At 64.7% G+C, this 22,159-nt stretch carries 23 protein-coding genes; 12 read left to right on the top strand and 11 right to left on the bottom strand.

The genetic code is table 11. The features are described 5' to 3' along the window. Positions 1–553: 553 nt before the first annotated feature. From ACFOSU_RS06565 to ACFOSU_RS06535, 7 genes are all read right to left on the bottom strand, one after another. The gene (locus tag ACFOSU_RS06565) at positions 554–1,471 is read right to left on the bottom strand and encodes a branched-chain amino acid ABC transporter permease (protein WP_380689194.1); all 918 of its coding nucleotides are present in this window, start codon (positions 1,469–1,471) and stop codon (positions 554–556) included. Between the two features lie 19 nt (positions 1,472–1,490). Then, a complete protein-coding gene (locus tag ACFOSU_RS06560) occupies positions 1,491–2,390 on the bottom strand; it encodes a branched-chain amino acid ABC transporter permease (RefSeq protein WP_380687686.1) in 900 nt (299 codons plus the stop codon). Between the two features lie 45 nt (positions 2,391–2,435). Beyond that, a complete protein-coding gene (locus ACFOSU_RS06555) occupies positions 2,436–3,647 on the bottom strand; it encodes an ABC transporter substrate-binding protein (protein ID WP_380687683.1) in 1,212 nt (403 codons plus the stop codon). 46 nt (positions 3,648–3,693) lie between these two features. Continuing rightward, complete coding sequence (locus ACFOSU_RS06550; protein ID WP_380687681.1) at positions 3,694–4,398, bottom strand: ABC transporter ATP-binding protein; 705 nt, start codon at positions 4,396–4,398, stop codon at positions 3,694–3,696. Further along, entirely contained in the window at positions 4,391–5,143 is a 753-nt protein-coding gene (locus ACFOSU_RS06545; RefSeq protein ID WP_380687679.1) for an ABC transporter ATP-binding protein, read from the bottom strand. The genes ACFOSU_RS06550 and ACFOSU_RS06545 overlap by 8 nt, the downstream gene beginning before the upstream one ends. A 252-nt stretch (positions 5,144–5,395) precedes the next feature. Further along, positions 5,396–5,896 carry a Fur family transcriptional regulator gene (locus tag ACFOSU_RS06540; RefSeq protein ID WP_380687677.1) on the bottom strand — a complete coding sequence of 167 codons (501 nt, stop codon included), beginning with the start codon at positions 5,894–5,896 and terminating at the stop codon, positions 5,396–5,398. Between the two features lie 52 nt (positions 5,897–5,948). Next, positions 5,949–6,404, bottom strand: a complete 456-nt coding sequence (locus ACFOSU_RS06535; protein ID WP_380687675.1) for a MerC domain-containing protein — start codon at positions 6,402–6,404, stop codon at positions 5,949–5,951. A 60-nt stretch (positions 6,405–6,464) separates the two neighbouring features. On the opposite strand from ACFOSU_RS06535, the gene ACFOSU_RS06530 reads away from it, so the two are divergent. From ACFOSU_RS06530 to ACFOSU_RS06495, 8 genes are all read left to right on the top strand, one after another. Continuing rightward, on the top strand, positions 6,465–7,067 hold the full coding sequence (locus tag ACFOSU_RS06530; RefSeq protein WP_380687673.1) for a copper chaperone PCu(A)C: 603 nt from the start codon (positions 6,465–6,467) through the stop codon (positions 7,065–7,067). 10 nt (positions 7,068–7,077) lie between these two features. Next, a complete protein-coding gene (gene dapF / locus ACFOSU_RS06525; RefSeq protein ID WP_380687671.1) occupies positions 7,078–7,920 on the top strand; it encodes a diaminopimelate epimerase in 843 nt (280 codons plus the stop codon). A 95-nt stretch (positions 7,921–8,015) separates the two neighbouring features. Then, on the top strand, positions 8,016–8,732 hold the full coding sequence (locus ACFOSU_RS06520; RefSeq protein WP_380687669.1) for a DUF484 family protein: 717 nt from the start codon (positions 8,016–8,018) through the stop codon (positions 8,730–8,732). 19 nt (positions 8,733–8,751) lie between these two features. Next, on the top strand, positions 8,752–9,675 hold the full coding sequence (gene xerC, locus ACFOSU_RS06515) for a tyrosine recombinase XerC (protein ID WP_380687667.1): 924 nt from the start codon (positions 8,752–8,754) through the stop codon (positions 9,673–9,675). Between the two features lie 93 nt (positions 9,676–9,768). Further along, positions 9,769–10,311 carry an ATP-dependent protease subunit HslV gene (hslV, locus tag ACFOSU_RS06510; RefSeq protein WP_380687665.1) on the top strand — a complete coding sequence of 181 codons (543 nt, stop codon included), beginning with the start codon at positions 9,769–9,771 and terminating at the stop codon, positions 10,309–10,311. 61 nt (positions 10,312–10,372) lie between these two features. After that, positions 10,373–11,716 carry an ATP-dependent protease ATPase subunit HslU gene (gene hslU, locus ACFOSU_RS06505; protein ID WP_380689192.1) on the top strand — a complete coding sequence of 448 codons (1,344 nt, stop codon included), beginning with the start codon at positions 10,373–10,375 and terminating at the stop codon, positions 11,714–11,716. 78 nt (positions 11,717–11,794) lie between these two features. Then, complete coding sequence (locus ACFOSU_RS06500; protein WP_380687663.1) at positions 11,795–12,154, top strand: gamma-butyrobetaine hydroxylase-like domain-containing protein; 360 nt, start codon at positions 11,795–11,797, stop codon at positions 12,152–12,154. A 1,115-nt stretch (positions 12,155–13,269) separates the two neighbouring features. After that, positions 13,270–13,512 carry a hypothetical protein gene (locus ACFOSU_RS06495; protein WP_380687661.1) on the top strand — a complete coding sequence of 81 codons (243 nt, stop codon included), beginning with the start codon at positions 13,270–13,272 and terminating at the stop codon, positions 13,510–13,512. A 152-nt stretch (positions 13,513–13,664) separates the two neighbouring features. On the opposite strand, the gene ACFOSU_RS06490 is transcribed toward ACFOSU_RS06495, so the two are convergent. Both ACFOSU_RS06490 and ACFOSU_RS06485 read right to left on the bottom strand, forming a co-directional pair. Next, positions 13,665–13,880, bottom strand: a complete 216-nt coding sequence (locus ACFOSU_RS06490) for a hypothetical protein (protein ID WP_380687659.1) — start codon at positions 13,878–13,880, stop codon at positions 13,665–13,667. A gap of 158 nt (positions 13,881–14,038) precedes the next feature. Beyond that, on the bottom strand, positions 14,039–15,268 hold the full coding sequence (locus ACFOSU_RS06485; protein WP_380687657.1) for a YbfB/YjiJ family MFS transporter: 1,230 nt from the start codon (positions 15,266–15,268) through the stop codon (positions 14,039–14,041). 144 nt (positions 15,269–15,412) lie between these two features. Between ACFOSU_RS06485 and gcvA the strand changes: the two genes are divergently transcribed. Further along, complete coding sequence (gcvA, locus tag ACFOSU_RS06480) at positions 15,413–16,315, top strand: transcriptional regulator GcvA (RefSeq protein ID WP_380687654.1); 903 nt, start codon at positions 15,413–15,415, stop codon at positions 16,313–16,315. A gap of 237 nt (positions 16,316–16,552) precedes the next feature. Here the strand turns inward: gcvA and ACFOSU_RS06475 are convergent, their stop codons facing one another. Next, positions 16,553–17,134, bottom strand: a complete 582-nt coding sequence (locus tag ACFOSU_RS06475) for a TetR/AcrR family transcriptional regulator (RefSeq protein ID WP_380687652.1) — start codon at positions 17,132–17,134, stop codon at positions 16,553–16,555. A 136-nt stretch (positions 17,135–17,270) separates the two neighbouring features. Here ACFOSU_RS06475 and ACFOSU_RS06470 point away from each other — a divergent pair, with 136 nt between their 5' ends. Genes ACFOSU_RS06470 through ACFOSU_RS06460 form a run of 3 tightly spaced genes read left to right on the top strand, consistent with a single transcriptional unit; the run spans position 17,271 to position 21,092 of the window. Continuing rightward, positions 17,271–17,768 (top strand): (2Fe-2S)-binding protein, encoded by a 498-nt coding sequence (locus ACFOSU_RS06470; RefSeq protein ID WP_380687650.1) that lies wholly within the window; start codon positions 17,271–17,273, stop codon positions 17,766–17,768. Continuing rightward, complete coding sequence (locus ACFOSU_RS06465) at positions 17,765–18,826, top strand: FAD binding domain-containing protein (RefSeq protein ID WP_380687648.1); 1,062 nt, start codon at positions 17,765–17,767, stop codon at positions 18,824–18,826. The genes ACFOSU_RS06470 and ACFOSU_RS06465 overlap by 4 nt, the downstream gene beginning before the upstream one ends. Then, entirely contained in the window at positions 18,819–21,092 is a 2,274-nt protein-coding gene (locus tag ACFOSU_RS06460) for a xanthine dehydrogenase family protein molybdopterin-binding subunit (RefSeq protein WP_380687646.1), read from the top strand. The genes ACFOSU_RS06465 and ACFOSU_RS06460 overlap by 8 nt, the downstream gene beginning before the upstream one ends. A gap of 72 nt (positions 21,093–21,164) precedes the next feature. Here ACFOSU_RS06460 and ACFOSU_RS06455 read toward each other — a convergent pair whose 3' ends face one another. Further along, entirely contained in the window at positions 21,165–21,881 is a 717-nt protein-coding gene (locus ACFOSU_RS06455) for an esterase/lipase family protein (RefSeq protein WP_380687644.1), read from the bottom strand. Positions 21,882–22,159 lie beyond the last annotated feature (278 nt).

Raw genomic sequence — 22,159 nt, 5'->3', positions numbered from 1 at the left:
CGTGTTCCCTACCATCTCTCAGGCCCGGCTAGCCTTGGTTATGGCTCATTCGCGGTAAGCCGGTTGCGTTGTGCCCGGTAGCGTTTTCACTTTGATCGGGCCTGGGATTCCGCGCTGTTACGCGAGCTGTTTATATTGGCTTGCCCACATGGGTGTCTTGTTATTCATAGGCACCCTGCACTGCGTCGGCGCTTCGCGCCGATCCCTTGCGCTGCCCGCCAGGACGGGAGCAGCCGGAAACTCTTTGCGCTCGAACATCCAGCTGCTTTTGTCCCTTCCCGGCTGTGCTGCTCAGCGCAGCGCCGAGGGATTGAATACAGACTGTAGCGGAGCGTGAGGGTGGCGCCGTGCCCGGGTGTCGTCCTCTTGAAAACAAGCGTTTACTCTCGAGACAGATTAATCCGGTTCTCATCAACTGAAAACCGGATTCCCAAAATGCTGGGTGCCTGCACAAGACTTAAGTGAGCAGCATCAGGAGCGAACAACTCCGTTGCCGGCTGAAGGCCCAGCATCGAGCGTTATGAATGGCTCCGCGGCAACGCGTTGCGACCCGCTACGACGACTTGGCCTTGAGCAGCCGGGCCAGCTCGCCCACGAAGCCGCGCCGGAAGATGAGCACGCAGACGACGAAGATTGCGCCGATCGCGACCTGCACCCAGGAGCCGAAGGAGGCCAGTTCGTCCTGCATGGTGATCACCACGGCGGCGCCGGCCACCGGGCCGAACAGCGTGCCCATGCCGCCGAGCAGCGTCATCAGCACCACCTCGCCCGACATCTGCCAGTGCACGTCGGTGAGCGATGCGAACTGGAAGATGATCGACTTGGTCGCGCCCGCCGTGCCGGCCAGCGTCGCCGAGATGACGAACGCGATCAGCTTGAAGCGTTCGACGTTGTAGCCCAGCGAACGCGCACGCGGCTCGTTCTCGCGGATCGCGGTCAGAATCTGGCCGAATGGCGAATGGATGGTGCGATAGATAATCAGGAAACCGATCATGAAGATGGCGAACACCACGTAGTAGATCGCCACGGGGTCGTTGAGATCGATGAAGCCGAGCATATGGCCGCGGGGAATACCCTGCAGGCCGTTCTCGCCGCCGGTGAACGGCAGCTTGAGCGCAAGAAAGAAGATGATCTGCGCCAGCGCCAGCGTGATCATGGCGAAATAGATGCCCTGCCGGCGGATCGCCAGCGCGCCGAAGATCGCCCCCAGCACCATCGCGAACAGAGTGCCGGCGAGGATGCCGATCAGCGGGTCCATGTGCATGACCTTGATCACATGGCCGGTGATGTAGGCCGCGCCGCCGAAGAACGCGGCATGGCCGAAGGACAGCAGGCCGGTATAGCCCAGCAGCAGATTGAAGGCACAGGCGAACAGCGCGAAGCACAGCAGCTTCATCGCGAACACCGGATAGACGAGATAGGGCGCGGCCAGGCCGACGCCGATCAGCAATACCCAGAAGACCCCGTTCATCGTGATGTGTCGCATCGCTTCAGGCTTCCTTGCCGAACAGGCCGGCCGGCCGGATCAGCAGAACCACGACCATGATGAAAAAGATGACGGTATTGGCGGCCGGCGGATAGAGCGCCTGGGTCAGGCCCTGGACCAGCCCCAGCCCCAGGCCGGTGACGATCGCACCCAGGATCGAACCCATGCCGCCGATCACCACCACCGCGAATACGGTGATGATCAGATCGGCGCCCATCAGCGGACTCACCGAGTAGATGGGTGCGGCGAGCACGCCCGCCAGCGCGGCCAGGGCCACGCCGAAGCCGAAGGTCAGGGTCACCATGCGCGGCACGTTGATGCCGAAGGCCTCCACCAGCTTGGGGTTCTCCACGCCGGCACGCAGCACCGCGCCCAGCGTGGTGCGTTCGATCACGAACCAGGTGGCGAGGCACACCACGATCGAGAACACGATCGCGAACAGCCGGTACTTCGGAAAATACATGAAGCCGAGATTGACAATGCCGTTGAGCACATCCGGCTGGGCCGGGTAGGCGGTGCCCGAGATATTGAAATAGTTGGACAGAATGCCCTGCAGAATCAGGGCGATGCCGAAGGTCAGCAGCAGACCGTAGATATGATCGAAGGCATAGAGACGACGCAGCAGGAAACGCTCGATGAGCATGCCGAAACCGCCGACTACCAGGGGCGCCACGATAAGCGCGGTCCAGAAGCCCATGTGGTAGTCCTCGAAGCCCAGCCACGGCCCGAGATACGAATAGCCGATCAACGCCACGAACGCGCCCAGCATATAGAGCGCGCCGTGGGCGAAGTTGATCACATTCAGCAGGCCGAAAATGATTGCGAGGCCCAGGCTGAGCATGGCGTAGAACACGCCGGTGCTCAGCCCCAGCATGGTCTGCGCAAGGATTGCGTTGAGACTCATGGTGTTATGCGTCCTGTCGTCGTCATTCGGCTATTCGCTCGACTGTTACTTGAGCAGCGGGCAGGCGCTGTCCGACTGCGCGATGTAGGCTTTTTCGGCCGGGATCGTGCTGACGATATTCAGCAGGTCCCAGTCGCTCTTGGACTCGTCCGGAGTCTTGACCTGGGCCAGATACATGTCGTGCGACATCAGGCCGTTGGCTTCGATCTTGCCGTTCTGCACGAAGAAATCGTTGAGGGTCATGTTACCCAGTTCGGCGCGCACCGCCTTGGCGTCGTCGCTGCCCGCGGCCTTGATCGCTTCCAGGTAGTGGGTGACGCCCGAGTACACGCCGGCCTGGACCATGGTCGGCATGGCGCCATGCTTTTCGAAGAAGCGCTGCGACCACTTGCGCGATTCGTCGTTGCGATCCCAGTAGAAGGCGGTGGTGAACTCCAGGCCCTTGGCCGTATCCAGGCCGAGCGCCTTGATATCGGTCAGAAAGACCAGCATGCCGGCCAGCTTCTGGCCGCGCTCGACGATACCGAAGGAGTTGGCCTGCTTGATCGAATTCACGGTATCGCCGCCGGCGTTGGCCAGCCCGATCACGTCGGCGCCCGAGCCGCTGGCCTGCAGCAGGTAGGACGAGAAGTCGGTCGTGCTCAGCGGGGCCTCGATGCTGCCCAGCACTTCGCCGCCGAGATCCTCGACCACGCGCGAGGTGTTGTCACGCAGGGAATGACCGAAGGCATAGTCGGCGGTGATGAAGAACCATTTCTTGCCACCGTTCTTGACCATGGCCGTGGCCGTGCCTACCGGCAGGGCATAGGTGTCGTAGACGTAGTGGATGCCGTACTTGGAACACTGGCTCTCGGTCAGCTCGGAAGAGCCCGCGCCGGTGTTGATGGTGATCGTGTTCTTCTCCGACGCCAGACCCTGCACGGCCAGGCCGACCGCCGAGTTGTCCATGCCCACGAGCATGTCGACGTGGTCGCGATCGATCCACTTGCGCGCCACCGAGGAGGCCACGTCGGCCTTGTTCTGGTGATCGGCCGACACGATCTCGATCGGCGCGCCGAGCACCTTGCCGCCGAAGTCCTCGGCCGCCATCTTCGCCGCGGTAACCGCGCCGGGGCCTTCGATGGCCTTGTAGACACCGGACATGTCGCTCAGCACGCCGATCTTGACGCTGCCGTTGGAGGCCGGGTCGGCGGCTTGGGCGCCGGAAAAGGCCATGACGCCGGCCGCGCAGGCTGCTGTCAGTAGTGCTTTGTTCATTTTCGATCCCCTGTTTGATGCCACCCTTGGATATGCGCTAATCGGCTCATACGCTCAGAAACTGGTTGATGCGTTCCTTCTTGGCCTTGGCTTCCGACGCCTCGATGACTTCCGCCACCTCGCCGTGTTCGATGATGTAGTGGCGGTCGGCCAGCGGCGCGGCGAAATGAAAGTTCTGTTCCACCAGCACGATGGTCAGGCCGCGTTCCTTGATCTGGCGGATGGTGTTGCCCAGTGCCTGCACGATCACCGGCGCCAGACCTTCGGTAATTTCATCCAGCAGCAGCAGCTTGGCGCCGGTACGCAGCACGCGGGCCATGGCCAGCATTTGCTGTTCGCCGCCGGACAGCTGCGTGCCCAGGCTGCGCCGGCGTTCGGCCAGATTCGGGAACATCGAATAGATTTCGTCGACGCTCATGCCGTCGTCGCTCAGGCGCGGCGGCAGGTTCAGGTTCTCGTCCACGTTCAGCCGCGAGAAGATGCCGCGCTCTTCCGGGCAGTAGCCGAGCATGCCCAGGCGCGCGATCTTGTGGGTCGGCTGCTTGATGATTTCCTTGCCGTCGACCTGGATCGAGCCGGTGCGCTTGTCCACCAGGCCGAGGATCGACTTGAGCGTGGTGGTACGGCCGGCGCCGTTGCGCCCGAGCAGGGTCACCACTTCGCCCCGGTTCACCGACAGGTTCACGCCGTGCAGGATGTGCGACTCGCCGTACCAGGCGTTGAGATTCTCGATGCGCAGCAGTTCAGACATCCTCGGTTCCCATATAGGCCTGTCTGACGGCCGGATCGCGTGACACCTCGGCGTACGGGCCTTCGGCCAGGATCTCGCCGCGGTTGAGCACCGTGATCTTGTCGGCGAGCGACTCGACCACCTTCAGGTTGTGTTCGACCATGAGAATGGTGCGTTTGGCCGACACCTGCTGGATCAGGGCCGTTACCTTGCCGACGTCCTCCGAACTCATGCCCTGGGTCGGTTCGTCGAGCAGCATCAGGCGCGGATCGAGCGCCAGCGTGGTGGCGATCTCCAGGGCGCGCTTGCGGCCATAGGCCAGTTCCACGCTGATCACATCGGCGAACTCGGCCAGGCCCACTTCCTCGAGCAGCGCCATGGCGCGGTCGTTGAGCGACTCCAGCACCCTGGAGGAACGCCAGAAGTGATAGGACAGGCCCAGATGCTGCTGCAGGGCCACGCGCACGTTATCCAGCACGCTCAGATGCGGGAATATTGCCGAGATCTGGAACGAACGGACCATGCCGCGGTTGGCGACCGCGGTCGGCGAATGCCGGGTGATGTCGGTGCCGTCGTAGACGATCGAGCCGGACGTGGACGCGATGAAACGCGTCAACATGTTGAACACGGTGGTCTTGCCGGCCCCGTTCGGGCCGATCAGGGCATGGATGCTGCCCCGCTCGACGTCGAGGTCCATGTTGTCGACCGCGGTGAAGCCGGCAAATTTCTTGCTCAGCCCTCGCGCCTGCAGAATCGCATCGCTCATCGGCCGTATGCCGTTCGCAGTCGGGTTCTGCGCGTCGAAGTTTCGTCGTCCTGCGCCATATTAAAATCTTTGCGTGTGGCCCCTCGGCGCACCCGATCAGGCACGCGCAGTCAGTCTAGACGGCGGCCGGGTCAGGGGTTATCCCCCATTAGTCGCAACTATTCACAGGTATTGGTAACAGGCGGTCGCGCAGGGCGGCAGGTTCTGCTGCCGTCGCACGCAAGGCGGTGCCTTGTGAAACGGCAACGGGCCTTAGTGTTCGCGTTGCAGTGCGCAGGCCTCGCACACGCCACCGACCTCGATGGTCTCGTGGTCGATGGAGAAACCGGCGCGGCTGGCCTCGGCGGCAATGGCCGCGTCGATCTCGCCGCTGGCGATCTCGGCCACGCGCTCGCAGTCGCGACAGATCAGGAACTTCGGATATCCGCTGGCATGGCCGGCGTCGCAGCCGATGAAGGCATTCAGAGATTCGATCTTGTGCACGAGCCCGGCGTCGAGCAGAAAATCCAGCGCCCGGTAGACGGTCGGCGGCGCCGCGTTGCCGCGCTCGGCGCTGATCGCGTCGAGCAGATCGTAGGCCTTGGTCGGCCGGTGATTTTCCCAGATCAGCTCGAGCACCCGCCGGCGGATGGCAGTCAGCCGCAGGCCGCGCTCGGCGCAGCGCGTGTCGGCGCGCTCGAGCGCGTCCGCGATGCAGGCGTCGTGATTGTGCCCGTGGGCGTTGAAGATGGGATTGCGGGCAGTAGGGCTCATGGCATGCAGCGCCTCGAGATTCAGCCGCTATTATGGCTTATTTATAGGGTATTCATGGCTCGCCGGCCGGACGCTTGCGCATGGCCGCCGTCGCGAGATGATGGCCATGGTCGTGGCCGGCACGGGTGAGTCGGAAATTGCGCAGATGGGCGGCCGCCAGCAACAGCCCGCCGGCGACGGTCACCCCGCGTTCCAGTGCTTCGGTGCCCAGCTCGTGTACCGCAAAGGCGGCGACCACCAGCGCGGCGACGCCCGCCAGCCCCAGCGTCGCGACGACACGGCTGTGGTGGCGGCGATAGCCCATGCCCAGTGCGATCACCGTGGTCGGGATCACCAGCAGCAGGATCAGCTGATGAAAGGTCTCGTGGCTGACCACCGTAAAGCCGAGGATGGGAAACACGGCAATGAAAAGCGGTAGCAGCAGACAGTGCACAAGGCACAATCCCGACAGCGCGACTGCGGTTTTATCCAGTTTGCCGGTAAAATTGGAAGATGAATCCGAGCGCACGATACGAGTGGGTCTGGGCCGAAGCGTTAATATATAACATTTTCCTGGGAGTGGGAGACAATGCAGCAGAAATTATCTCGAAACGTCGCTGTCCTGATGGCTGCGGGCGTGATGTCGCTCGGTTTGGCGGCCTGCAGCGAGACCGAAGCGCCGGATTGCGGCGCTCTCCAGGTGAATGATCCGTGGGTGCGCGTCGCGCCCCAGGGCGCCCGGGTGATGGGCGCTTATTTCTCGCTCGCCAATGACGGCGATACCCGCGTGGTGGTCAACGGCGTGAGCAGCAGCCAGTTCGATCGCGCCGAGATGCATGAAACCGTGGTCAACGACGACGGCCAGGCCAGCATGCAGCCGCTGGAGAGAGTCACCGTGCCGGCCGGCGAAACCGTGGACTTCAAGCCGGGCGGCCGTCACGTCATGCTGTTCACCCCCAGCCAGGCCTATGCCGCCGGCGATCAGGTCGAGCTGATTCTCTCCTGTGGCGCTCAGAGCGCAGAGCTCCCCGTCGCCGCCACCGTGCGTGCGCAGGAGCCGGGCATGCAGAGTCAGGACGATGCCTCCATGAAGGATATGAAAGGCATGGATCACGGCGAAGACGGCAGCAGCGACGCGGCTTCCGACGAAGCCGGTGCCGCAGCGGCAGAAGACGCCGCCACCGCGAACTGAGCGGTCGAGCATGGCGCTTTCATTCACCAAGATGCACGGCCTGGGCAACGATTTCGTGGTCCTCGACGGCACCCGCACGCCCATCGCACTCGACGTGCATGCGGCCCGCGCGCTGGCGGATCGGCATTTCGGGGTCGGCTGCGATCAGATCCTGATCGTCGATCCGCCGCGCCGCGCCAATGCCGATTTCGGTTACCGTATTCTCAACTCCGATGGCAGCGAATCCGGCCAGTGTGGCAACGGCGCACGTTGTTTCGCGCGCTATGTGCGCGAGCAGGGGCTTACCGACAAGACCCTGATCACGGTCGACGTCTTCGATGGCCAGATGACGATCGAGACCCTCGACGCCGCCGCCCATCGCTATCGCGTGGCGTTGGCCATCCCGGCGTTCGAGCCGGCACGGATTCCGCTGACCGGCTTCAACCAGGCGCGCAGCTATCGTCTCAAGAACGTCGCCGGCCGGCCGTTGACGTTTGCAGCACTCGCGGTCGGCAACCCGCACGCGGTTTTGCGCGTAAAGGATGTAGAGACAGCCGAGGTCGGCCTGATCGGCCCGGCGCTGGAAGCGCATCCGGCGTTCGTGCAGCGGGTCAACGTCGGTTTCATGCAGGTCGTCGCTCGTGATCATGTGCGCCTGCGCGTATACGAGCGCGGCGCCGGCGAGACGCTGGCCTGTGGTAGTGGGGCCGCGGCCGCCGCAATCGCCGGCATCGAGGCCGGCGATCTCGATGCGCATGTACGCGTGGATCTGCCGGGCGGGCGCCTGGAAGTGGATTGGGCCGGCCGCGACGAGTTTGTGTATTTATCCGGGCCTGCCGAGCGCGTATTCGACGGCAAGCTGGTATTGTCTTGACTATGGTCACGAGGGTCGCCATGCGTGCCCGTGCCGCACCGGGTGCCGGTATGACGCACTCCGGTGCTCCCTGACGCCACCGAAGATGGTTCGCAATGAACGAAGCCGAAAAACAGACGCCGAACACTGAGCTCGACGAGGCCGACGTCGCGGTCTATCTCGAAGCCCATCCGGATTTCCTGCGCCGCCACCCGGCGGTACTCGAAGCGCTGGACGCGCGCCACGACAGCGGTACCGCGGTATCGCTGATCGAGCGCCAGGTCACGGCGCTGCGCGCCAGCAACCGCCAGTTGCAGTCGCGCTTCAACGAATTGATCGAGACCGCGCGCGGCAATGAGCAGCGCGTGGTGCAGCTCAACCGCCTGGCCAAGGTCCTGGTGGCGGCCGAATCCGCCGCCGAACTGGTGCCGGAGCTCGCCTACTGCCTGCAACAGCACCTCGACGTGGATCATATCTATGTCGGTCTGGAAGGCACCGATACGATCGCCGACGGTGAAATTCACCTGATCGATCACAACAGCGACGCCGGGCGCGCGCTGACCAACGTCTTTCGCCGCGGCAAGCCGATCTGCGGCCCGCTCAGCGACGAGCAGTCCGAAGCCCTTTTCGCCACCCGCACCCACGACGTGCCGGCGCTGTCCAGCGCCGCCATGATTCCGCTGGGGGTGCACGGCGTACACGGCACGCTCGTGCTGGCCAGCCGCAACCCCGGCCGCTTCGTGCCCGATGCCGGCACGCTGTTCCTGGAACTGATGGGCGAGCTGGTCACCGCCGCGCTGCGCCGTCTGCTGGGCGACGAAGCGCTGTCCTAGGCGCGCCGTCGGTCGCGCCATGAGCGATCTCGCCGCGCGCGTCGACGCGTTCATCGGTCATCTGGCGCACGAGCGTCGCGCGTCCGTGCATACGCGCAGCGCCTATGCGCGCGATCTCGCCGCCGCCGCCGCCTGGCTGGGCGAGCGCGGCATCGACGACTGGGTCCGCGTCACCCCGGCCGACGTGCGGGACCTGCTCGCCGCCCGCCATCGCGGCGGCCTCAAGCCCGCAAGCCTCGCCCGGCTGGCGTCGACCCTGCGCAGTTTCTATGCCTGGCAGATGCGCGAAGGGCTGGCGCGCACCAACCCCGCGGTGGACGTCCGCGCGCCCAAGCGTGCCGCCAAGCTGCCGGAGACCGTCGATGTCGACGATCTCGCCGCCATGCTCGACGTGGTGCCGGAAACGGATATACATATCCGCGACCACGCGCTGCTGGAACTGTTCTATTCCGCCGGGCTGCGGCTGGCCGAAGTCATCGGCATGGACGCGCACGATGTGGATCTCGCCGGCGGCGAAGCGCGCGTGCTCGGCAAGGGCTCGCGCCAGCGCACGGTCCCGGTGGGTTCGCGCGCGCTCGCCGCGCTCGAACGCTGGTTGGCGGTGCGCGTACGCTGGGCAACGGCCGGCGAAAACGCGTTGTTCGTCTCGCAGCGCGGCACGCGTATCTCGCGCTCCAGCGTGGCTGCGCGCATGGATGCCTGGGCACGCCGCCATGGCCTGCCGGTGCACCTGCATCCGCATAAACTGCGGCACTCGTTCGCGACCCATGTGCTCGAATCCAGCTCCGATCTGCGCGCGGTGCAGGAACTGCTTGGGCATGCCCATATCACCACCACCCAGATCTACACGCATCTGGATTTCGCCCATCTGGCCAAGGTTTACGATGCCGCCCATCCGCGCGCACGCCTGACCGGACAGGCCCCGGACGACGAGCGCGCCTGAACGCCAGCCGAATGGCGGCCGGGGCGGCTCGCTTGAATCGCCGATCACGCGGCCCCAACTCGTGACAGATCGACGTCAACGCGAGTGAACGCTTTGAAACAATTCGACGGCACAACCATTCTGGCGGTGCGCCACAACGGCAAAGTGGCCTTGGCCGGCGACGGCCAGGTCTCCATGGGCGACACCATGTTCAAGGGCAATGCGCGCAAGGTGCGCCGGCTCTACGAAGACAAGGTGCTCGCGGGCTTTGCCGGCGGCACCGCCGATGCCTTCACGCTGTTCGAGCGTTTCGAGGGCAAGCTGCAGCAGCACAACGGCCAACTCGTCAAAGCCGCGGTCGACATGGCCAAGGACTGGCGCACCGACCGTGCGCTGCGCCGTCTGGAAGCGCTGCTGCTGGTTGCCGACGAGAACGCCACCCTGATGATCTCCGGCAACGGCGATGTCATGGAGCCGGAATTCGCCTGCATGGCGATCGGTTCCGGCGGCTCGTTCGCACTGGCGGCCGGCCGTGCGCTCACCGAAAACACCGATCTGGACGCGCCCAGCATTGCCGAGAAAGCGATGCATATCGCGGCCGACACCTGCATCTATACCAACCACCACATCACCGTCGAGGTGCTGGACAATGCCTGATACAGCTCCCGAAACCCTGACCGCCGACGCGCAGCAAGCCAAGGCGTTGCCCAGGCACGAGATGACGCCGCGCGAGATCGTCACCGAACTGGACCGCCACATCATCGGCCAGGCCGATGCCAAGCGGGCCGTCGCGATTGCGCTGCGCAACCGCTGGCGGCGCATGCAGCTGGATGAAGCCATCCGCGGCGAGATCACGCCCAAGAACATCCTCATGATCGGCCCCACCGGCGTCGGCAAGACCGAGATTGCCCGGCGTCTGGCGAAACTCGCCAATGCCCCGTTCATCAAGATCGAGGCGACCAAGTTCACCGAGGTCGGTTATGTCGGCCGCGAAGTGGACTCGATCATCCGCGATCTGGTGGAAGTCGGCATCAAGATGACGCGCGAAGCCGCCAAGACCGAGGTCCGCGTCAAGGCCGAGGACGCCGCCGAAGAGCGTGTGCTCGACGCGCTGCTGCCGCGCCCGAAGAACTGGGACGAAGCCGCCCAATCCGATCAGCAGGCCACCGAATCCACCGCCACCCGGCAGGTGTTCCGCAAGCGCCTGCGTGAAGGTAAGCTCGACGACAAGGAAGTCGAGCTGGACCTGCGCCAGTCGCAGAAGGGTGTGGAAATCATGGCGCCGCCCGGCATGGAGGAGATGACCAATCAGCTCCAATCCATGTTCCAGAACATGGGCGGCAACGACAAGACCAAGCGCAAGAAGATCAAGATCAAGGACGCCTATCGCCTGCTGGTGGACGAGGAAGCCGCCAAGCTGGTCGACGAGGAACAGATCAAGACCCAGGCCATCCACGAAGTGGAAAACGGCGGCATCGTCTTCATCGACGAGATCGACAAGGTCTGCAAACGCTCGGACGCCGGTGGCGGCTCGGGCGGCGACGTCTCCCGCGAAGGCGTGCAGCGCGACCTGCTGCCGCTGGTCGAAGGTTCCACCATCTCCACCAAGTACGGCATGGTGCGCACCGACCACATCCTGTTCATCGCCTCGGGCGCGTTCCACGTGGCCAAGCCGTCGGACCTGATTCCGGAACTGCAGGGCCGCCTGCCGATCCGGGTCGAACTCGATGCGCTCAAGGCCAACGACTTCGTGCGCATCCTGACCGAGCCGCACTGCTCGCTCACCGAGCAGTACAGCGAACTGATGAATGTCGAAGGCGTGACCGTCGAGTTCACCGCCGACGGCGTCGACCGGATCGCCGAGATGGCGTTCAAGGTCAACGAAGGCACCGAGAACATCGGCGCGCGTCGCCTGCACACCGTCATGGAGCGGCTGATGGAGGAAATTTCCTTCGAAGCCCCGGACAAGGCCGGCGAAACGCTCAAGATCGATTCGGCCTACGTCGACGGCAAGCTCAAGGACCTGGCTGCAGACGAAGACCTGTCGCGGTATATTTTGTAGTCGACAGGTCGGTTCTCCGCTCGGGCCGGGTCGCGATACCATCGCGTCCCGGCTTTTTTATGCCCGCAAGGATTCCCAATGGACGCACCTACAGACATCACCCTGCACCAGAAATCCAAGATCCTGGAAGTCGAATACCCGGACGGCGCCACCTACAAGCTGCCGCTGGAATACCTGCGCGTCTACAGCCCGTCGGCGGAAGTGCGTGGCCATGGCGGCCCCATGGAATTGGTCACCGGCAAGCGCGACGTCGGCGTGACCCAGATCGAGCCGGTCGGCAACTACGCCATCCAGCTGCACTTCGACGACGGCCACAACACCGGCATCTTCTCCTGGGAAGGCCTGCGCGAACTCGGCGACGACTACGAGAAGAACTGGGCCGAATATCTCGGCCGCCTGGAAAAAGCCGGTGCCTCGCGCGACCAGCTCTGGCACTAGATTCGCTTGTCGCAAGGCGCTCGGACGAAACGCCTTTCTGGTCATTTCTCAAACTCGGCGAGCTCCGGGCGTCAGTCATTCTCGGTGAGCCGATTGCTGAGTGATTGGTACTCCTTATCCAGTCGAAACGACTTGGGGTTTCGCACTGATGTGCGAGCCACTTATATTTGCTTGCCCAAATATAAGTGGCCAACACAAAAGGCACCCTGTCTTGCGCCGATGCTGCGCATAGGTGCCCTGCGCGGCTCCGGCCGAAAGAGGACAGCCGGAAACTCGCCGCGCTACGCGCGACTCAAACATCCGGCTGTCTTTTTCTCTTTCGGCCTCCACTGCTCGGCGCTGCGCCCAAGGGCACGTATACAGCGGGAGTGAGTAGCGGCTTGGCTGCCTGTATTCGGGCCCCGTGTGGAGCGACGAGAAGCGGAGCACCAAAGGGCCGCTTCATGCGGCAGCATGTCTGAGGGCTGCGCAGCAGCCCGAGTTCTGCCGCATCCCTTCGGTGCGAGCATCGCAGTGGACCGGCGTGAGCCGGCGCGCAACCCGGGTGTCTTTTCCTTTGCTTCCTTTTGTTTGGACAAGCAAACGAAAGGGAGTCGCGCATCAGCGCGAAAATCTCAGCCGGATCGACGCCGGAAAGGCTCAAACTTTCGCTGTCGTTTTCTATAGCCCGTAAAACAAGCTTGGATCGGTGATCAGCTTCGGCCAGGCAGACTACGTCCCCAGTTCGATATCACCGACGACGCGACCGCAACCTTCCTCGCGGTCCGGCATCAGCGCGAGCGGGGCTATCGTTAGCGGCGTGATCGACGCCGCTCGTCGTAAAGTCGTGAACCGGTCACGCCATAAAGCGCTTGCTCATCCATTGAGACGCCTTGGTTTGCGGCCAGGCTACGACCAATAGCTGATACAGGCCCGCTTCGGCGGGCCTTTCCCATGCGCACCGTTCGTGCGGTGTTTCGAGGAAAGGTTTGGCTGCATGGCACAGCCAGATGAATGAGGGGCGCGCGCATCGACGTGCGGAACGAGGGGGAAATCTTGATCCACCGAACCCTGTTCGGGCTGGCGGTCTTTGCCAGTGCGACAACCTGCGCCCATGCAGACGGCGTCGCGAATGCATGGGGCGGGTGTTTGGCAGTTTCGGCGCCGGCGTGGGCGAAGCCGCCGTTCAGCCGCTGCGCGACCGCCAGGCGCATTGGATCACCATTGAGCCGCGTTCCAGAGAAGATTGCCTCGCCGCGTCCAAAGGCGTGGTCAACGCCACCTACGTGCGTTGCCGGCATGGGCGGCAGGAATTGACGCGGTTCGACGGGGCGGGGAATCGCGTTGTTTTGAGTGAGCGGCCTATTCCGGAATGGTGATGAATCTGTCGATGCACAATGCAAGAGCTGCCCCAAGTGCGCTATGTGCGGTTGACTCGATTTCGCCGCCGCGTCGAAAGCTCGATCCCAATGAGCCCGACCGGCGCGCCGGGTTGCAGCAGCTCCCTTAGCGGATCGCCCTGGCCCGGCGCTCAATCGACCCGCAATAAAAGCGGGTCGGGACTCCAGGTGAAACCCGGCGCTCCGGAAACCAGCGTGCCACCAGGCCTGCCTTGCGCATCGAGATAGCCGATGGCTACGAACGGTATGCCTGCGAAAAACGCCCGCGCCGCCTCCTTCAAATCGGGCCGCAGAATCTGCGACGCGGCTCGTTCAGGCGCATCCGCTGAACCGGTGTGTTTCTGCATGATGTGTTCGCCGGCATGCCATTCGTCATGCCGCGTTGGCATTTCATCCTGACTATCGTGCGATCGAAAGTCGTTCTTTGTCTGTCTCTCCGAGCGAATGATCTGACCTTCGGCGAAATTCGCAAGATGCCGAAGTCTTTCGGTAGATATTTAGGTCTTCATGGCAGTGCCTTCGGCTCGGCCTGCATCGCGGCAATGGCGCAGGCTACCGCCAACGTGAAGACCGATAGCCAAAGGCCCGCCTTGATGCCGCCAGCGCCGTCCGACATGGCACCGCTGAGCACCGGACCGATGCTTTGGCCAATCCCAAAGGCGACCGTCAGGGCAGCAATCACGGACGTCCAGGCATGCGGACGGGCCGCGCGGCGCGCGAAGGACGTTACCGAAGCGACGACCGCAAGGAAGGAGCCACCAAACAGGATGGCCGAGAGGAACGCCCCGGCAACGCCGCCCCAAACCATCGGCATCGCTGCACCCACCGTCACCGTGAAAATCGTGGCAGCGGTTCCCCACCCGCCCTTCAATCTGCCGAGCACAGGCCCCCATGCGAAAGCTGCGACAATGGACGAGAGGCCAAGAGCCGCCCAGAAGGCCGACAGGTTCGACCCCGAAAGCTGCTCCACAGTTTTGAGATAAGCGATTATGAACGTGGCATAGGCAATATAGCCTGCACCGAACAGGCCATAGGCAATGAGCTTCGGCGCCAGAAAGCGCGCCGACCACCCGCCTCGCATCTCGCTCCCCACGGAGGTCACTGTCGCGGGCGCGCGTGATAGTACGGAACAGCCGAATACCGTCGCGGCCAGTGCGAGGCCGCCCAAGGCAAGCCAGCCGCCGCGCCATCCGGCCAGTTGAATCAGCGGGGGTGCCGCAAGCGCCGATGCGGTGACACCCAGGCCGCCTCCCGCGAAATAGACACCGAACAGCATGGGTGCTCGGCTCGAACCGCCCCCATGGGCTGCGGCAGAGGTCAGGCCGGCCCCTGCGACAAAGGCCGCCGCGCCGGTGAAGCCAGCAATGAAGCGAAGGACCAATTGGCCCCCGTATGACGACGTAATGCCGCAAGCACCGACCGTCAGAGCCGTCAGCAACAGTCCGAGAGCAAAGACCCGCTTGTCGCCGAACCGCCTGACCATTGCGGTGGCCGCAAGCGCACCGGCAAGGTAGCCAACGGCATTGGACGTGTTCAGGGCGCCGGCTGCGGCATAGCTCCAGCCCAGCGCGGCCCGCATCGGGGGTAGAAGGAGCGCATAGGCAAACCGAGCCAGACCAAGCGCGACGGCAGGCCCCATGGCTAAGCCAATCACGACCCAGAGAGGTGTGAGCGACTTCTCCGGCTCACTTGGCCGCGCGAAGCCAGCGGTTTCGGGGGCTATTGTGTTGGGCAAACCTGTCGCTCCAGGACAAACGGATGTGAGTGTTATTTCCAAGAGCGCGGGTGCTCGCCTGGATATTCTCAGAGAGAATACGACCCAAAATGCCCAGAGGCGAATGAAATGGACTCACGTTGGATGTGAGCTATATTGACGGGAATGATTGAGTACATCCCTCCACTCCAGACTCTCCGAGCATTCGAGGCCGCGGCGCGCCACCTGAGTTACAGTCGCGCGGCCGAAGAGCTTTCGCTGACCCATGGCGCCATCAGCCACCATGTCGCCCGGCTGGAACGTGATCTCGGCAACCGCCTTTTTGTACGCGATGGCCAACGCATGATCCTGACTGATGCCGGACAAATACTCGTGCTCGACATACGTCAGGGGCTGAAGCAACTCGCAAAAGCATTCGTCGCAGCGCGCAGCCGCGCCCGGCACAAGGATGCGCAGCGGACCTTGAATGTCAGCGTCCTACCGAGCTTTGCGGCGCGTTGGCTGGTTCCGCGGATCGCCGGGTTTCAGGCCGACTGTCCCGATGTAGAGATCGCGATCCGCCCAACCGCAACACTGACTACGCTTGATGGTCGCGACGGCATCGACCTTGCCATTCGGTACGGCCCGGGGGAATGGCCGGGGCTACAATCGATCAAGCTGATGGCAAGTACCATTTACCCGGTTTGCAGTCCGAATTTCGCGAACCTGCACAGGCTCGCCGCGCCGCGTGACCTGTTGTCGGTCACCGTGATTCGCTCCCCCCGACAAAAGTGGCGGCCATGGCTGATTGCCGCAGGTCTCGATGCGCCGGAACCGGAGGAAGGCCCGATTTATGATGACGCCGCGCTTGTCCTGCAGGCCGCTGCCATGGGCCAAGGGGTTGCGCTTGCCCGCGCAACGCTTGCTGCCGAAGATATTGCTGCCCATCGCCTAATCCGCCTGTTCGACGTCGAGATCGAAGACGATTATGCTTGGCATCTGGTCTGGCGGGAGCCGGTCGTGCGCGATGCCCAGGCGCATAGTGCATTCCGGCGCTGGATCGAGGCCGAAGCATCGCGGGACCCGTGAAATTCCTGGGCGGCGATCTGATTGATCCGCTGGTAAATGCTAAAGCAGGTCCGAGGCAGCCAACTGCGCGCGGTCGAGCCGCTCTGCTTGCGTAGCGCCCTGAAGACCCATCGCGATTTAGCAGCGGGATTTAGGGTCACAGCGGGATTTAAGGTCAGGTCTTGCACGGCCACATTCCCGAAGTTATTCAGGTTACGAGTGCGACGCTCGGCCCGCTGGTGGTAGGGATGCTCGGACTCAGTCCCTCGGCGAACTACGCAGCCCATCGATCAGCACATCAATCATTGTAGCTACGCGAACCTGCCAGTCGGGGACGTCCTGAATCAGGCACATGCCGACCACCGCGTGGAGCAATTCACGCGGTGCGAGGGCGTCGCGAAGGGACCGGTGTGCGACGCATCGGTCGAGCAGGCCGCCGAGGGTGGTGATCAGCCGCTCGGACGTGGCGCGGGATACGGCCGACTTGGTTTCGGCTGAAATAGCCAGCGCGGAGATCATCCCGGTCTTGGTCGCCACGAGCGCCACGAGCGCTTGCAGCCATTCGCGCAGGGCCGCGACCGGTTCATGGGCTTCTGCCAGCGACCCGGCCATTGTCACCAGGTGATCGACTTCCTGTTCGTAGACAGCCGTATAGAGCATCTCGCGCGCGGGGAAATGCCGATACAGCGTGCCGATGCCCACGCCGGCCTCGCGCGCGACACCTTGCAGACTCGCGTTGGCGCCGTCCGCGGCGAATACGGTGCGGGCGGCGGCGAGCAGTCGCTCGCGATTGCGCCGTGCATCGGCCCGCAGGGGGCGATGTAGGTGCGGTTTTGTCATCCCCTCGTCACTGGCCATCGCTAACGTGTCTTTACAAAACGGAGGTGGCCTCCGTATATTGATTGAATGTCGCGAAACGATGTGTGTCTCGTTTCGTGGTCACGGGTTTTATGCGTCATCTTACCGGAGGCTGCGCATGTCGTTGTCCATTCAAGTCAAACTCAATGGCGAGTCGCGTGCGATCGATCTCGACGATCCACGCGTCACGCTGCTCGATCTGCTGCGCGAGCGGCTCGAACTCACCGGCACCAAGAAAGGCTGCGACCGCGGCCAGTGCGGCGCCTGCACGGTGCTCGTCGACGGTCGGCGGGTGAACGCCTGCCTGACGCTGGCCGCCAGCATCGACGGCGCCACCGTCGAGACCATCGAGGGTGTGGCCGACGGCCCCGTGTTGCACCCGGTGCAGCAGGCTTTCATCGACCACGACGGCTTTCAGTGCGGTTACTGCACGCCGGGCCAGATCATGAGTGCGATCGGCCTGCTGCGCGAGGCGCGGGTCCACGGTGATCCGGAGCGGGTGCGCGAGCAGATGAGCGGCAACCTGTGTCGTTGCGGCGCCTATGCCGGCATCGTCGAGGCGGTGCTGGAGGCCGAACGTGTCACCGTCGGCCAGCGCGAGCGGGGTGCGGCATGAATCCCTTCGACTATATTCGCCCGGCGTCGATCGACGAGGCCGTGGCCGCGGCGAGCGAGCCGGGCTCGGCCTATCTCGCGGCCGGCACCAACCTGCTCGACTTGATGAAGGGCGGCGCGATGCGGCCGACGCGCCTGGTCGATATCACCCACCTGCCGGCGCTGAACGCGATCGAACGTGACAGCGACGGCGGTGCGAGCGTCGGCGCGCTGGTGAAAAACTCGGACCTGGCCCACGACGACAAGTTCGCGCGCGACTTTCCCGCGGTCGCCGAGGCGCTGCTGTCCGGCGCTTCGCCGCAGCTGCGCAACGCCGCGACCGTCGGCGGCAACCTCATGCAGCGCACCCGCTGTGCCTATTTCTACGACACCGCCAGCGCCTGCAACCGGCGCGAGCCGGGTGCCGGCTGCGATGCGCGCGACGGCCACAACGCCAACCATGCCGTGCTCGGTTGGAGCGATGCCTGCATCGCAACGCATCCCTCGGATTTCTGCGTGGCACTCGCCGCGCTCGACGCGGTCGTCGAGATCGCCGGGCGTGAAGGCAGGCGCGAAGTGCCGCTGACCGACTTCCATCTCCTGCCCGGCGAGACGCCGCATGAGGAGACAGCGCTCGCGCGCGGCGAACTCATCGTCGGCGTGCGGCTGCCGGCCGAAGCCGCCGCACTTGCCTGGCGTTCTCGTTACCTGAAGGTGCGCGAGCGCACGTCCTATGCGTTCGCGCTGGCGTCGGCGGCGGTGGCGCTGGGGATCGATGACGCGGGTACGATTACGGATGCCCGTATTGCGCTCGGCGGCGTCGCGGCCAAACCGTGGCGGGCGCGTGCGGCCGAGGCCGGACTGATCGGCGAGAAAGCCAACGTCGAGGCCTTCGCCGCAGCAGGTCGGGCCGCATTCGCGGAGGCGACCGCCTCCGGCGACAACGAATACAAGATCCGGCTCGGGCAGAACGTCGTCGCCCGCGTGCTCGCCCGCGCCGCGGCCGGCACGCCGCACGAGTTGCCGGCGCTGCCGGCCTCGCCTTTCGCCACCGCACATGGAGAGCTCGCTCATGTCTGATTTCGCTCCCATCACCGCACCGGCGCGCCAGCGCCAACAGGCCAGCATTGGCCAGCCCCTCAAGCGCCAGGAAGGCGTGGTCAAGGTCACGGGCGCGGCCGTCTATGCCGCGGACAACCACCCGAACGGCATGCTGCACGCCGTGATGGCGGTGGCCACGATCGCCAACGGCCGCGTGAGCGCGCTCGACGTCGAGGCTGCGAAGGCGCATCCCGGTGTGGTCGAGGTGATGACGCCGGCCAACCGCCCGGCGCTGGCCAAGGACCCGGACGATCGCGACGACCCGTTCATGTTCCGGCTCGACCTGCTGCAGAACGATCGCGTGCGCTATGCCAACCAGGCGATCGCGGTGGTCATCGCCGAGACCTTCGAGGCCGCGACCGAGGGCGCGGCCCTGCTTGCGCCGCGGTACGACGTCGAGATCCCTCGGCTTGACATGAATGCCGGCGAGGCATTCGTGCCGGATGCGGTGGGCCCGGGTTTCCCCAGCGCGGCCCATGTCGGCGACGTCGAAGCCGGTCTGGCCGGGGCCAGTCGCCGTCTCGAGGCGACCTACGACACGCCCGCGCAGTATCACAACCCGATGGAGCCGCATGCCATCGTCGCGGTCTGGGACGGCGACAAACTCATTATCGATACGCCCAGTCAGGCCATGACCATCGCGCGCGGCCGCCTCGCCGGGCTGTTCGGCATCGACGCCGACGATATCTTCATCCGCAGCCCGTATCTGGGCGGTGGCTTCGGTTGCAAAGGCGCGATGATGAGCCCGCAGGTACTGGGTATTCTCGCCGCCAAGCTGGTTGGTCGCCCGGTCAAGCTGGTGCCCACGCGCGCCCAGATGTACGGGCCGCTCGGCCATCGCGGGGCGACGCGCCAGACGCTGCGGCTCGGCATGGACGAGGCCGGCAAGCTCACCGCGCTGTCGCATCACACGCGCACCACATCGTCGGTGTTCGACGAGTTCTTCGAGCCGGCCTCCAATATCTCGCACACGATCTACGCCAGTCCGGCGATCTCGACCACCCACGACGCCGTGCGCGTGCATACGGGCACGCCGATGTTCATGCGCGCCCCCGGCGAAGCAAGCGGCTCGGTCGCGCTGGAATCGGCGATCGACGAGGCCGCGCGAGCCTGCGGGATGGACCCGCTGGCGTTCCGGCTGGCCAACTACGCCGAGCACGAGCCGATCTCCGGCAAGCCGTTCTCTTCCAAGCGGCTGCGCGAGTGCTATGCCCAGGCGGCCGAGCGCTTCGGCTGGCGCAAGCGCCTGCTCGAACCGCGCTCGATGCGCGACGACAACGGCCTGCTCGTCGGCTGGGGCGTGGGCACCGCCAGCTTTCCGGTGGTGATGTTCGAGGCCGAGGCCCGGGCGATCCTCCGCGCCGACGGCACCGGGGTGGTCGAGACCGGCGCCCAGGACATGGGCCAGGGCGCATGGACCGCGCTTGCCCAGATTTCCGCCGACAGCCTCAAGTTGGAACTCGACCGGACGGTGTTCAATGCCGGCGCCTCCGATCTGCCCGATGCCGGTGTGGCCGGCGGTTCCGGTCACACGGCGACCGTGGGCAACGCCATCGATGCGGCCGGGCGCGACGTGATCGCCAAGCTCGTCGAGATGGCCATCGCCGACCCTGATTCGCCGCTGCATGGCGTGGCGGCCGATCAGGTCGTGGCCCGTTGGGGCCGGCTGGAGGTCGTCGACGACGGCGTGCGCGGCGAGAACTATGCGGACGTGCTACGCCGCGCCGGGGTCGCCGAGATCGAAGGCCACGGCCGCGGGCGGGCCGACGCCGATGTGGCCGAACGCTATGCCATGCACGCCCACGGCGCGGTGTTCGCCGAGGTCAAGGTCGATCCCGATCTCGGCCAGATCCGCGTCACCCGCATGGTCGGCGCGTTCGCGGCCGGGCGTGTGATCAACCCGCGCATGGTCGAAAGCCAGTTCTTCGGCGCCATGATCTGGGGGCTGGGCTTCGCGCTGCACGAGAAGGCCGATATCGACGCCCGCACGGGCCGGATCATGAATGCCGATCTTGCCGAATATCGCGTGCCGGTCAACGCCGACGTGGGGTCCATCGAAGCGCTGGTCGTCGATGAGGACGATCCGCACGTCAACGTGCTCGGCATCAAGGGCGTGGGCGAGATCGGCGTCACCGGCACCGCGGGCGCCATCGCCAACGCGGTCTGGCACGCCACTGGTAAACGGGTGCGGCATTTCCCGATCGGCATCGCCGACATGCTCGCCGACGGGGCCGAGGTGGGTTGATCTGACCTCGCAGTCAATCCGGGCAGGCCGCGGTGTAGCGCCGCGGCTGCGCTTGCGTTGCGCGAGGCAGGCCTAGTCTTTCAGCAGCGTGGGCAGCCGGCTCAATACCTGTTTCGAGAAGCCGAGCCCGAGGTGCGTGCCGGTGACGCGGATATGCTCGACGTCGTCGCTGAAGCGGTCGATACAGGCCCGCCAGGCGACCACGCCGTCCGATTCGCTGTAGAGGGCGCGTACCGGCCGTTGCAGAGGTTTCGTATAGCGTTCCAAGGTGGCGGCCTCGACGTCGTCCATCGCCAGGCCGCGTTTTTCGTACACGCGCGCCACCGTGGTGTACTTCGGCCCGCCGACGACCGGGCTGCCGATGGTGACCACGCGATGGATCAGCGCCGGACACTCGCGGGTGATTTCGCGCGCGATATACCCGCCCAGGCTCCAGCCCACCAGCGAGAAGGGTTCGCCGGTGCGTTCGACGAGTGCTTCCAGCCGCTCCACGATGCGTGGCGTGAGCCGTTCGACGTGGCCGTCGTTCTTGCCCTGGCCCCAGTCCCAGGTACGGAAACCGCAGGTACGCAGATAACGGCGGATCATCCACATGGAGCGCGGGCCGGCGCCGAAGCCGGGCAACAGCATCACCGGCTGGCCGCCGCCATCCACGTCGCGCGGCAGGCGTCGCCGCTGAGCCGGGTCGAGCAGCAGGCGTGCCGGCGTGAGTAATTCATTGACGAACAGATGCCGCGCCGGCGGTGCCATGCCGGTGCCGTAGCGGCGCTGGAATTCGGTTGTGTTCATGCGGGCGTGCACCGTTCGATGTCATTTGTACGATGACGAGTGTAGAAGAATGGCCAACAGGGGGCGCTTGTGCGCATTGCAAGCCACGAAAGTCAGCCCCGCTCATTGCGCCAGCGCTGTCGCTGCAGCGAGGCGGTAATACTTTCGCGTGACCACCAGGCAAACCGGGGCGGCCGCGGCCGGGGTCGCTTCCGAACCGAAGCCGCAACGCCGCAAGACGCCGCGCGGTGGTGTATCCGCGCCGGGTTGACTGACATCGGTCGGCCAACAATGCGCGT

The sequence above is a fragment of the Salinisphaera aquimarina genome, assembly GCF_042643355.1.
In the GTDB taxonomy this organism is placed as follows: Bacteria; Pseudomonadota; Gammaproteobacteria; order Nevskiales; family Salinisphaeraceae; genus Salinisphaera; species Salinisphaera aquimarina.
Note: the sequence above shows the minus strand (reverse complement) of the source record. Positions and strands in the feature narration are given on the sequence as shown.

What these genes read in the sequence shown, in the direction of transcription:
- ACFOSU_RS06520 (WP_380687669.1), top strand. Translation starts at nt 8,016, where the DNA reads ATGAACGAAGCCGAAAAACAGACGCCGAACACTGAGCTCGACGAGGCC.
- ACFOSU_RS06550 (WP_380687681.1), bottom strand. Translation starts at nt 4,398, where the DNA reads ATGTCTGAACTGCTGCGCATCGAGAATCTCAACGCCTGGTACGGCGAG.
- ACFOSU_RS06490 (WP_380687659.1), bottom strand. Translation starts at nt 13,880, where the DNA reads ATGCAGAAACACACCGGTTCAGCGGATGCGCCTGAACGAGCCGCGTCG.
- ACFOSU_RS06465 (WP_380687648.1), top strand. Translation starts at nt 17,765, where the DNA reads ATGAATCCCTTCGACTATATTCGCCCGGCGTCGATCGACGAGGCCGTG.
- ACFOSU_RS06560 (WP_380687686.1), bottom strand. Translation starts at nt 2,390, where the DNA reads ATGAGTCTCAACGCAATCCTTGCGCAGACCATGCTGGGGCTGAGCACC.
- ACFOSU_RS06545 (WP_380687679.1), bottom strand. Translation starts at nt 5,143, where the DNA reads ATGAGCGATGCGATTCTGCAGGCGCGAGGGCTGAGCAAGAAATTTGCC.
- ACFOSU_RS06455 (WP_380687644.1), bottom strand. Translation starts at nt 21,881, where the DNA reads ATGAACACAACCGAATTCCAGCGCCGCTACGGCACCGGCATGGCACCG.
- ACFOSU_RS06500 (WP_380687663.1), top strand. Translation starts at nt 11,795, where the DNA reads ATGGACGCACCTACAGACATCACCCTGCACCAGAAATCCAAGATCCTG.
- dapF (WP_380687671.1), top strand. Translation starts at nt 7,078, where the DNA reads ATGGCGCTTTCATTCACCAAGATGCACGGCCTGGGCAACGATTTCGTG.
- hslU (WP_380689192.1), top strand. Translation starts at nt 10,373, where the DNA reads ATGACGCCGCGCGAGATCGTCACCGAACTGGACCGCCACATCATCGGC.
- ACFOSU_RS06540 (WP_380687677.1), bottom strand. Translation starts at nt 5,896, where the DNA reads ATGAGCCCTACTGCCCGCAATCCCATCTTCAACGCCCACGGGCACAAT.
- gcvA (WP_380687654.1), top strand. Translation starts at nt 15,413, where the DNA reads ATGATTGAGTACATCCCTCCACTCCAGACTCTCCGAGCATTCGAGGCC.
- ACFOSU_RS06495 (WP_380687661.1), top strand. Translation starts at nt 13,270, where the DNA reads ATGGGGCGGGTGTTTGGCAGTTTCGGCGCCGGCGTGGGCGAAGCCGCC.
- ACFOSU_RS06475 (WP_380687652.1), bottom strand. Translation starts at nt 17,134, where the DNA reads ATGACAAAACCGCACCTACATCGCCCCCTGCGGGCCGATGCACGGCGC.
- ACFOSU_RS06555 (WP_380687683.1), bottom strand. Translation starts at nt 3,647, where the DNA reads ATGAACAAAGCACTACTGACAGCAGCCTGCGCGGCCGGCGTCATGGCC.
- ACFOSU_RS06530 (WP_380687673.1), top strand. Translation starts at nt 6,465, where the DNA reads ATGCAGCAGAAATTATCTCGAAACGTCGCTGTCCTGATGGCTGCGGGC.
- ACFOSU_RS06565 (WP_380689194.1), bottom strand. Translation starts at nt 1,471, where the DNA reads ATGAACGGGGTCTTCTGGGTATTGCTGATCGGCGTCGGCCTGGCCGCG.
- ACFOSU_RS06460 (WP_380687646.1), top strand. Translation starts at nt 18,819, where the DNA reads ATGTCTGATTTCGCTCCCATCACCGCACCGGCGCGCCAGCGCCAACAG.
- xerC (WP_380687667.1), top strand. Translation starts at nt 8,752, where the DNA reads ATGAGCGATCTCGCCGCGCGCGTCGACGCGTTCATCGGTCATCTGGCG.
- ACFOSU_RS06470 (WP_380687650.1), top strand. Translation starts at nt 17,271, where the DNA reads ATGTCGTTGTCCATTCAAGTCAAACTCAATGGCGAGTCGCGTGCGATC.